10 protein-coding genes are annotated in these 6,568 nt (G+C 25.0%); 1 reads left to right on the top strand and 9 read right to left on the bottom strand.

The window, feature by feature from the left end; all coding sequences use genetic code 11:
* From KQ44_RS01560 to KQ44_RS01540, 7 genes are all read right to left on the bottom strand, one after another.
* Positions 1–615: DUF1848 family protein (locus KQ44_RS01560; RefSeq protein WP_096735938.1), on the bottom strand; the 615-nt coding region annotated here is incomplete at its 3' end.
* 12 nt (positions 616–627) lie between these two features.
* Positions 628–1,254 (bottom strand): MBL fold metallo-hydrolase, encoded by a 627-nt coding sequence (locus tag KQ44_RS01555; protein ID WP_096735937.1) that lies wholly within the window; start codon positions 1,252–1,254, stop codon positions 628–630.
* A 36-nt stretch (positions 1,255–1,290) separates the two neighbouring features.
* Positions 1,291–1,476 carry a hypothetical protein gene (locus tag KQ44_RS14675; protein ID WP_240516413.1) on the bottom strand — a complete coding sequence of 62 codons (186 nt, stop codon included), beginning with the start codon at positions 1,474–1,476 and terminating at the stop codon, positions 1,291–1,293.
* Between the two features lies 1 nt (position 1,477).
* Positions 1,478–2,077: a hypothetical protein gene (locus tag KQ44_RS01550; protein ID WP_240516412.1), complete on the bottom strand. Its 600-nt coding sequence runs from the start codon at positions 2,075–2,077 to the stop codon at positions 1,478–1,480.
* 25 nt (positions 2,078–2,102) lie between these two features.
* Positions 2,103–2,501 (bottom strand): PepSY-like domain-containing protein, encoded by a 399-nt coding sequence (locus tag KQ44_RS01545; RefSeq protein WP_096735936.1) that lies wholly within the window; start codon positions 2,499–2,501, stop codon positions 2,103–2,105.
* Positions 2,502–2,536: 35 nt separating this feature from the next.
* On the bottom strand, positions 2,537–2,680 hold the full coding sequence (locus KQ44_RS14375; RefSeq protein ID WP_168171244.1) for a hypothetical protein: 144 nt from the start codon (positions 2,678–2,680) through the stop codon (positions 2,537–2,539).
* Between the two features lie 106 nt (positions 2,681–2,786).
* Positions 2,787–3,236 carry a PepSY-like domain-containing protein gene (locus KQ44_RS01540; protein WP_096735935.1) on the bottom strand — a complete coding sequence of 150 codons (450 nt, stop codon included), beginning with the start codon at positions 3,234–3,236 and terminating at the stop codon, positions 2,787–2,789.
* Positions 3,237–3,406: 170 nt separating this feature from the next.
* Here KQ44_RS01540 and KQ44_RS01535 point away from each other — a divergent pair, with 170 nt between their 5' ends.
* On the top strand, positions 3,407–4,759 hold the full coding sequence (locus tag KQ44_RS01535) for an MATE family efflux transporter (RefSeq protein WP_096735934.1): 1,353 nt from the start codon (positions 3,407–3,409) through the stop codon (positions 4,757–4,759).
* A 61-nt stretch (positions 4,760–4,820) separates the two neighbouring features.
* Here the strand turns inward: KQ44_RS01535 and KQ44_RS01530 are convergent, their stop codons facing one another.
* Positions 4,821–5,798, bottom strand: coding sequence for a cobalamin biosynthesis protein (locus KQ44_RS01530; RefSeq protein WP_096735933.1), 978 nt, complete (start codon positions 5,796–5,798; stop codon positions 4,821–4,823).
* Positions 5,799–5,845: 47 nt separating this feature from the next.
* Entirely contained in the window at positions 5,846–6,436 is a 591-nt protein-coding gene (locus KQ44_RS01525; RefSeq protein WP_096735932.1) for a histidine phosphatase family protein, read from the bottom strand.
* Between the last annotated feature and the right edge of the window lie 132 nt (positions 6,437–6,568).

Genomic DNA, 6,568 nt, shown 5'->3' with positions numbered 1-6,568 from the left:
ACATGAAGATTTTTCTGTTATATCAATATTTTGAGAGCAGCTTTTTAATTTTATATTATTTTTATGAGATATTTCTTTTAGAGTTTTTATTAATGATATTTGTTCATTATTATTTATATTTTTAATATTATTTTTTATTTTGGAATATATTTCAACAAAGCTTAATATGCATTCATCAGTGTAGCCATTTAAACTTTCAGAGAAGTTTTGAAAATTATTTATATGATAATCAGTATAAAAATCATCATTTAATATAATAGGGTCATATCTCCAGACTATTTTTTCTTTTCCGAATAATTCGCTTATTTTTATAAATTTTTTTATTAATAATTCTTTATCTGGAATATTTTTTTCTATAGTTTTATCATAAGGCGTAATAGTAAAATGAATATAAAACTCATAGCCTAAATTATACACTTCTTTTAAGAAATCTATATCAGGATTCTTTGACCAAAATACTATTATATCTACAATGTTTTTATTTAAAGGTATTTTATAAAAAATATTTTTGTTTATAGGGTTTTGAGTGATGACATAGCCTTCTTTTAATCTATTTAAAAACCATTTTGTATGTAAAGAAGGTATATCAGTACGCCTGCTTGCACTAATTATCATTTTATATTGAGATTAAAATACCCCCATTTTTTTTCTTTGTGATAATTTAAATCCGTATGCATCATGACCTGGGTATAAAAGAGTATCATCATCTAAAGCAAATACTTTCTCTTTTATACTTTTTTCTAATGTATCATAATCTCCAGTAGGAAAATCAGTTCTTCCTATGCCGTATGCAAATATTGTATCTCCGCAAAATAAATGCCCTTTAGTATAAAAACAAACTCCGCCTTCTGTATGACCTGGGGTGTGTATTACCTTAAACTCTATATCTTTTAATTTGAAAGTGTCGCCGTCATTGAATTGTTCTTCAGGGCTTTGGCATGTTATAATATTTCCAAGATAAGCACTTACATTTAAATTAGGATTTTGAAAAAAATTATAATCAAGATTATGTACACCATGAGGAGTATTAGGAAATTCTTTTCTTATATCATCAGCACCAGATATATGATCAAAATGTCCATGAGTATATATTACTCTTACAAGTTTTTTTCCGTTTAATAGTTTTTTATAATCATCATATCCGAATGATAATTTAGCCATATCTATTATCATAGCCTCATCATCACAAGACACTATATAAGAGTTCATTCCGTACATATTTATATTTATGCAGTCCACTTTTAATTCGCTCATTATTATTTTCTCCTAGTTTTATTATTATTTCTTTATTTATTCTTTCATTACTGTAATGTTACTTCCTCTTCCATCTTGTGTGAGAAAAACGTCCATAGTATCAAGCATTCCAGCTAAAGTATTATACTTTATTATTTTTCTTGTTTTATCATCTTTTTCAATATATGCATTTATTGTAGGAAAAAATATAGCAAAAGGTATCCCTTCGATTTTTATTTCCATCTCATAGCATTCTTTTTCTTCTCCATTTATTTTGATTTTTTTTAATTCCATTATTTATTACAGATACTTTTACTTTATTGTCTTTCGAAGCTGTAGGCATAACAATATTCATAGTATTTGTTATATCAATAGGGAAAGTTCTTGCTATTTGATATACTCCGTACATAGAAAATATGGCTAAAGAGCCTGAGTCATTTGTATAATTAATTTTACCCCTTATATCAAACGTATTTTCTATAGTACCGAAATCATGATAGTCTATACTTTTATTATAAACTGTACGCATATTAGATAAATCTATTATTGAATACATTTCAGACTTTCTTATATTTGTCATCATGCTTTCCTCTAATAGAAAAGGGTCTTTTAACTTATTTGTAACAAAGCCTTTAATATAAGTTTCTTTAATATTCCAGTATCCTTTGCTGTCAACTGAAGTTTCTGTGTATACTATTAAAGCATTATTCTTTTTTCCAGATATTCCTTTATGGACAAAGTATTCGCTTTTTTCAAAAGATGGAATATTAGTATAAGAATAATACTGTGCTGATAAAAATGAACTTAATATAAAAAAAATTATTAATATGTTTTTCATTCTCATATGATAAACCCTAAAAATACAAATTTCAATATATATTTATAATATTTTTATTTGTTTTTAATATACTGCCTTTTATATCTATAATAATAACATTGTTATTAATATCTATTTCATATTTGTTTTTCTTTTTTATTATTCTGTATATAGTAAAGTTTTCGTATTTTTCTTTTACAGTATTTATAACTTCTTTTTCTATAACACCATCTTCAGCAAGTTTTGCTATTATAGTAAATGCTATTTCATTACCGTTTCCTATAATAGAAGTCCATTCGCCTCTTGAAGTAAAGTTTACAGAGCTTCCGCCTTTAAATACAACACTGTATGATGAACTAAATACTGTCTTAAACACATAATAATCATTAAAATATTTTTTTATAAAGTTTTTTGCTTTCTCTGGAAGTTTTTGATAGGGTATAATATCCATAATTGTAAAATTTTTATATAACTATTTTAAATAATTTATTTACTAATTTCATTTTTTTCTTTTTCTATCATATCTTCTAAATATGCTTTTAAGAAAATATAATTATGAGCATCATCAAGATTTTGATTATTTTCGATTTTTTTATTTAAAAATTCAACTAATTCTTCTTTTGTTTTCATGATAATATCCTTTTATAGTTTAGTTATTTTTAAACATTATAATATTATTTTAGTATGTCAATATATATGTATTTAGTTTACAGATAAGTTAATTTTCTTTTAAATTTCAGGCTTTTTTTATTTTTATAATATTGCCATTATAGTCTATATAAATATATTCTTTATCATCAGCCTTAAATTCTATTCCTTTGCTTCTTCTGTATATATTATTGATGGTTTTATATTTTGATTTGATTGTATTGATTATTTTATGGTCAATAAACTTTTCTGCCGTACTAATATCTATTGTTTTTCTATTTCCTATTACAGAAGTCCATTCGCATTTTCTATTAAAGTTAATTGATGAGCCGCCTTCAAAAATTACAGTATACCGTGAAGAAACAGAGGCACTATATACTTTATAGTCATTAAAATATTTATTTACAAACTCTTGAATATTTATGGGTAAAGAAGTATAGGGTACAAAATTGATATTTCTATCATCATCAAAAAATATAAAAGAAGAAGATATCATATATATAAAAAGTATAAAAATATAAAATACATTTCTTTGCATAAAAATATATCCTTAAATTCATAGTTAATGATACAGTAAAATATAAATATTTCAACACTAAAGAAAAAAGTAAATTTTCGTACTTTTTCTATTGACAAAACAGTAAACATGCTTATAATACCATATTGTTTATAGTACGAAAGAAGACTATTTTTAAAAAGGAGTTTATCATGATTAATATTACACAAAATACTAAAAACATGGAAAAATCTTTTTTTAAGTATGTTTTGCCTGCAATAATTTCAACTATGCTTGGAGGACTTTATATAGTTGTAGACGGCTTCTTTGTAGGAAATTCTATGGGAGATAATGGTCTTACTGCTATTAATTTAGTTTATCCTATAGGTACTTTAATTGCTGCATGTGCTGTCATGCTTGGTATGGGAGGCTCTGTTATAATGTCTACATACCTTGGAGCAGGCGACAGTAAATGTTTTGATAAAGCCAAATCAAATACTTTTATTACTTTAATACTCGCATGTATGATATTAACTGTTATTTTGCTTTTATTAAAAAATAAATTAATATATCTTCTAGGTGCTAGGGATAATATATTTAAACTTGCTGATGAATATATTACGGTAATAATATTAGGAGGAAGTTTTCAGATAATATCATATGGAAGCATGCCTATAATAAGAAATTTAGGTAAAACTATTCATGCTATGGCATTTATGGGGGCAGGTCTTATAACGAACATTATACTTGACTATTTATTTTTAATGGTTTTTAAATGGGGAATGTTCGGAGCTGCACTTGCTACAATAATAGCTCAAGCTATTGTTGCCTTAATCTCTCTATATTATTTATTTATAAGAAAAAAATATAGAGTAAAATTATCAGACTTTGATTTATCAATGATAAAAAGAGCCGTTCAAATAGGACTTTCTCCTTTTGGTTTGGTTATGGCACCATCTTTGATAGTAATATTTAATAATTGGCAGTGTATAAAGTACGGAGGATATACAGCAGCTTCTGCATATTCGGTTATAAACTATATATACGGCTCTGTTATATATTTATTTGAAGGTATTGCCGAGGGGTGTCAGCCTATGATAAGCTATTTCAAAGGTGCTAAAAGAAATGATCTTATGAAAAAAGTATTTAAAAAAGGTATATTATTTGCATTGATACTTGCTTCAATTATTTTAAGTATAATTTTAATATTCAAAAATAATTTTGGTATTTTATTTGGTGCTTCTATAGAAACTAATGATATTATAAGCAAAGGATTAATTTTAATATCTGTTTCATTCATACTTCAGCCTATAGTAAGATTAGGAACAGCTTATTTTTATTCTTCAGGGGAAAGCAGATATTCAGCACTTTTGACTTATATAGACCCTTTACTTGTAAGTCCTTTATGTATATTAGTACTTCCTTTGTTTTTCAATCTTAACGGAGTATGGCTAGCATTACCTTTTTCGCAGTTTATATTAATAGCATTATTTATTTTTATTTTTTATAATACAAATATAAAGAATAAAGATTTTATAGAAAAGACAGTATATCAAAATGAATAGTAAAAAATAGGTTTTAAATAATAAAATAATTATTTAAAACCTATTAAAATGTATATAATGTTTAAGCAATTATAGAAGCTATAAGCATAGATATAAGTTTTATTATTATTAATAGAGCTAATGAAAATACGGCAGAAGTTAATATAAACTTATTGGCTTTTTCTATATGGATTATTTTTAAATCTTCTAAATATTCACCTACTAAAGGTCTGTCATATATTTCTCCATCTTTTATATATTCTCCTCCAAGCTCTATATTGAGTGCTCCTGCAACACTTGCCTCCAATCTTGCTTTATTATTTTTGCCGTCTCTTTTTAATGTTATAAAAGCATTTTTATATTCATATCTTAATATTTTTGATGTTATAATATGAACAAGCGATGTAAAGAAAGAAGGTATTATGTTCAATATATAACAAAGTTTTATATTAAATATTCCAAAAATATCATCACTTTTATTTTCGTCTATATAAACTGTGTCTGAAGAGCTTTCAGATAATTTATAAAGAGCTTTATATGCTATACAAAGAGGAGCTCCTCCCAAAAGCAAAAATATTGCAGGGTATATATAATCTTCAGCAATGCTTATTATAGTATATTCAATAGTGTTTTTAATAATTTGCTCTTCTTCAATATCTTCTGTATCTATATCCGTATTTTCTTTGAGCAGAGATTTTGCTTTTTTTATATCATTATTTTTTAAGCTGTGATATATACGGGAGCTAATTTCTAAAGGCTTTCTAATACCTAATGTAATATAACATAATGCTAATTCTATTATCAACCCTAAAAGAAAATGAACTTTATATAAAAGCATTAAAAGAAAAAATGGTATTAAAAAACATACAGCTATAATTATAAAAGAAGATAATGTTCCTACTATAAAAGCAAGTGTATTATTTTGAGTATTTACCTTTTTTCTAAATAAATCTTCAGCTATAAAATGCAGTCTTGATACAAATACAAAAGGATCAAATTTTACATTTTTAATAAATATATTCAAAAGAAAAGATATAGGTAATATTAAAAGTATTTTCATGTTAATTTATTCCAAATTAAAAGTTATTACTAATAATCATCGTAAAATTAGAACTTTTCTATAATATTTATATTATTTTTCTCATCTATTTCTGTATAATAACCGCATCCGTTTTGTAAAAGGTATTCATAAAATCCCAATTTCTGTTTATCAAATTTGCTGAATATAGACATAATAACTCCTCCATGACTTACTACGGCAGTATAATCCATATTATTTTTTTTCATGTCTTCTATTATATAGATATATGCTTCTTCTGTTCTTTTAAAGAAACTATCAGAGGTTTCACCATTTGGTACATTGCTTTTCCAATTAGTTCTAAAAAACTCTTTATAATATGGATTATCTTTTAATTCATCATGATTTTTGCCTTCAAAATCACCAAAACATCTTTCTCTTAAATCATTTACAATTTCTTTATTTTCTTCATGATCATCAAAATATATTTGAGCTGTTTCTAAGCATCTTTTAAGAGGACTGCAGTACAATTTTTGAACTGGTTTATATTTATCTATAATGCTTTTTTTGTTTATAAGAAAATCTTTTCCCGTCTCAGATAATGGAGCATCAGTAGAGCCTAGCCATCTTCCTTCAGCATTTAATTTTGTTTGCCCATGACGTATAAATAGTATTTTCATAATGATTACTCCATTTTTTATTAATTTGTTCAGCATTTGAGTTTACATTATAATAGCAGTTTATTTTTTTTCAATAATATTATTGACATTATTTTTATGACTTATAAAATTATGTAAAAACAGTATGTAATT

This window comes from Brachyspira sp. G79 (assembly GCF_002379365.1).
In the GTDB taxonomy this organism is placed as follows: Bacteria; Spirochaetota; Brachyspiria; order Brachyspirales; family Brachyspiraceae; genus Brachyspira.
The sequence above is the reverse complement of the archived record's forward strand: the minus strand, read 5'-3'. Positions and strand labels throughout refer to the sequence as shown.

Excerpts from the sequence above, each read along its gene's own strand:
- KQ44_RS01550 (WP_240516412.1), bottom strand. The coding sequence starts at position 2,077 with ATGAGAATGAAAAACATATTAATAATTTTTTTTATATTAAGTTCATTT.
- KQ44_RS01540 (WP_096735935.1), bottom strand. The coding sequence starts at position 3,236 with ATGCAAAGAAATGTATTTTATATTTTTATACTTTTTATATATATGATA.
- KQ44_RS14375 (WP_168171244.1), bottom strand. The coding sequence starts at position 2,680 with ATGAAAACAAAAGAAGAATTAGTTGAATTTTTAAATAAAAAAATCGAA.
- KQ44_RS14675 (WP_240516413.1), bottom strand. The coding sequence starts at position 1,476 with ATGGAAATAAAAATCGAAGGGATACCTTTTGCTATATTTTTTCCTACA.
- KQ44_RS01555 (WP_096735937.1), bottom strand. The coding sequence starts at position 1,254 with ATGAGCGAATTAAAAGTGGACTGCATAAATATAAATATGTACGGAATG.
- KQ44_RS01535 (WP_096735934.1), top strand. The coding sequence starts at position 3,407 with ATGATTAATATTACACAAAATACTAAAAACATGGAAAAATCTTTTTTT.
- KQ44_RS01530 (WP_096735933.1), bottom strand. The coding sequence starts at position 5,798 with ATGAAAATACTTTTAATATTACCTATATCTTTTCTTTTGAATATATTT.
- KQ44_RS01545 (WP_096735936.1), bottom strand. The coding sequence starts at position 2,501 with ATGGATATTATACCCTATCAAAAACTTCCAGAGAAAGCAAAAAACTTT.
- KQ44_RS01525 (WP_096735932.1), bottom strand. The coding sequence starts at position 6,436 with ATGAAAATACTATTTATACGTCATGGGCAAACAAAATTAAATGCTGAA.